General features: G+C 48.7%; 4 protein-coding genes. All 4 read right to left on the bottom strand.

Annotated features, from left to right (window positions below; translation table 11 throughout):
- The coding region (locus tag WBA23_RS16385) for an SDR family oxidoreductase (protein ID WP_424583366.1) at positions 1–320 on the bottom strand (320 nt) is incomplete at its 3' end.
- Positions 321–398: 78 nt separating this feature from the next.
- Positions 399–1,538 carry an N-acetylglucosamine-6-phosphate deacetylase gene (locus WBA23_RS16380; protein WP_424583365.1) on the bottom strand — a complete coding sequence of 380 codons (1,140 nt, stop codon included), beginning with the start codon at positions 1,536–1,538 and terminating at the stop codon, positions 399–401.
- Positions 1,535–2,293 (bottom strand): glucosamine-6-phosphate deaminase, encoded by a 759-nt coding sequence (locus WBA23_RS16375; protein ID WP_424583364.1) that lies wholly within the window; start codon positions 2,291–2,293, stop codon positions 1,535–1,537. Before WBA23_RS16375 ends, WBA23_RS16380 begins: the two co-directional genes overlap by 4 nt.
- A 5-nt stretch (positions 2,294–2,298) precedes the next feature.
- Positions 2,299–2,789 (bottom strand): sodium:solute symporter family transporter (locus WBA23_RS16370; protein WP_424583363.1); only part of this gene is annotated, 491 nt, incomplete at its 5' end.

Here is a 2,789-nt window from a genome sequence, read left to right as displayed (position 1 = left end):
ACTTGGAGCAGATGATCCCACTTCTTGAAATCAGGGTCTAGCAAAGGCACGCTTCTCGAGATGCCCGCGCAGTTAATCAGCGTATGAAAATCAGCAAACTTATTTTGGGTCTGCTTCTTCAGATCTTCAATTTGGTTATCGGAAGTAATATCTACTTCTACAGCAATATGTCCATCGCCTGGCAGGCTGTCTACTACTTGCTGGGTGGCGACTTTCTCTGGTGCGCCTACCATTACCTGCCAACCTTCTCGGGCAAAGCGTTCGGCCGTGGCTTGACCAATCCCGCTAGAGCCCCCGATGATGATTACTTTTTTTCTCATTAAATAACAGACAAGTTAAAGTAAGGAACATTCTAAAGTAGAAAAATTCTGTTTTAATAAAGAAAAATCAAACCAAATCTAAATTTCTACCCATTCCCCTCTTTTCATCACCCTCATAAGTTTGATATTTTCCTGGTCAAGGTTGAATTCCACTAAGTCCGCCGGTTGCCCCGCCGACAAAGGTACTTCTTTACCCAAAAATTGAGCGGGGTATACTGAAGCCATGCTCCAGGCTCGTCTGGGTGAAACCAGTTGCTCATCCAGTAGAAACTGAACGTTTTCTAACAGCGACTTGGCGGCTCCGGCTAACAAGCCCGAACCGTCGTTGATTGCCAGTCTTCCCCTGCTTTCCAGTACTACTTCTCCGCCAATGTGGGTGGTATACCTGCCGGGTAGCTTACCGCCAAATTGAGTGGCGTCGCTTACTAGTAAAGTACGTTCCGGCTTCACCCGCATTACCACACGTATAAAATTATTCGGCAGGTGAAAGCCATCGGCAATGATGCTGGCGTAGAGTTCATCCTGGGCGAGCTGATCCCACAGTAGATTAGGGTGACGAGGCAACACGGTTGGGACGGCGTTACCCAGGTGGGTTGAAAGTGCGGCTCCGGCTTCCACTGCTGCGGCAATTTGTTCAGAATCAGCCATCGTGTGCCCCAGAGCCACCCGGATTCTTTTCGCCCGACACCTGCGAATAAACTCAGTAGCTTCTGGCCACTCGGGAGCCAGCGTAATTAGCTTTATCCGGTTGTCTGATGCCTGCTGAAAGTGCTGAAATAGATCCCAGTCGGGAGCTTTGACATACTCAATTGGGTGAGCACCGCGGGCACCGCCTTCCTTAGAAATGAAGGGTCCTTCCAGATGAATACCACCCACGCAAGCATCTACCAGCGGAAAAGCTTCGCAGGCTTGCTGAATAGTGCCGAGCAGATAGAGCAGGTTTTCGTCTGAGTTAGTAATGAGCGTAGGAAAAAAGCTGGTTACGCCCTGACTCAATAGCCGGTGAGTTATATCCAGTAAATCAGGGGGGGTGAGGGAAAGGTCATTGAAATCAACGCCGTGGGTACCGTTAATCTGCAAATCAATTAAGCCTGGCCCAACGTAGGGTAAGTCTTCGGAAGCGCTTTTTAATGGATTGATCCGACGGATAACCCCATTTTCAATCAGATATTCTTCCCCCCGCCCGGTCAGACAATTGATGCCACGAACGTTGATCATGACTTGAGAAATCCTTCCTGCTGCTGCTCCGTTCGGGCTGATTCAGCGTCCAGATATAGCTGGCAGTTTTGGTGCGTTCGTAGAATAGAAGCTGGGCAGTTAGTGCTGATAGGACCGCGCAGAGTACTGTCTACCGCTTCCTGCTTGGTGGGCCCGGGCACAACGCAGTACAAATACTTTCCGCCCATTAGCGCAGGAATAGTTAGGGTGATGGCCTGGGTAGGCACTAAATCTAGTGAAGAAAAACAACTATCATTGACTTGCTGCTGGCGGCAGCGGGTGTCTAGTTCTACTACTTTCACTGTTTGAGAATCACCAAAATCGGCGACGGGCGGATCGTTGAAAGCAATGTGACCGTTTTCACCAATGCCTAAACAAACAATATCAATTGGCTTCTCAGTTAGCAAATCTGCATAGCGACGGCATTCTTCCGCTGGATTATCGCCACCTTCAATTAGGTGAACGGCTTTGAACGGCACTCGGTCAAATAGCTTTTCCTGCAAAAAGTTAGCAAACCGTTGGGGTGCATCAACTGGAAGGCCGATGTATTCATCCATATGAAAAGCAGTAATCTTGGACCAGTCAATCTGATCGGATAGGGCCAGATACTCCAGCACTTCGTTTTGAGAAGGAGCTGCGGCAAAGATCATTCGAAGCTCATTTTGCTCATTTAGCAGAGTATTTATCCCCTCTTCTACTGCGCTTCCGGCAGCTTGTCCCATTTCTTTCCGAGTACTAAAAACATGCGTACGCATAGCGATTATTGATTGAGGTTGTTAATCATTTTGATAACGGGTTGTGAAGCAGTTCGATTGAAACCAAAAATTACGTATACGATGGTTGATACCAAAAGTGGCAAGCTAACTTCCAGCGCCAGACTATTTAGCTCTACATTTTTGGTGATAACGAAGGTGATCAATCCGGCGGCGATGGAAGCAATGGCGGCCGTTGAACCGCAGCGACGGAAGGCTGGTAGTAAACCAAATAACACGGGTACGGCAATCGGGCCAATCAATGCTCCGAACCAGGTAACGATCAGTCCGAACACCCCACCGAATTTTTCGTACTGCAACGCCACCACAATGGTGAGCAGCGTAAAGCCGAACGTAGTAATTCGGGCTACTCGCAATGAGGCGCGAGCAGATTGCAGCTTGGGGGAAACTACCGGAAGAATATCGCGGGTAATGACGGCGGCAATGGTGTTTACATCCGAAGAAGTCATCGACAAAGTGTTAGCAAACAGTGAGGCGA

The sequence above is a fragment of the Tunicatimonas sp. genome, from assembly GCF_049647865.1.
In the GTDB taxonomy this organism is placed as follows: Bacteria; Bacteroidota; Bacteroidia; order Cytophagales; family Cyclobacteriaceae; genus Tunicatimonas.
Note: the sequence above shows the minus strand (reverse complement) of the source record. Positions and strands in the feature narration are given on the sequence as shown.

What these genes read in the sequence shown, in the direction of transcription:
- WBA23_RS16380 (WP_424583365.1), bottom strand. Translation starts at nt 1,538, where the DNA reads ATGATCAACGTTCGTGGCATCAATTGTCTGACCGGGCGGGGGGAAGAA.
- WBA23_RS16375 (WP_424583364.1), bottom strand. Translation starts at nt 2,293, where the DNA reads ATGCGTACGCATGTTTTTAGTACTCGGAAAGAAATGGGACAAGCTGCC.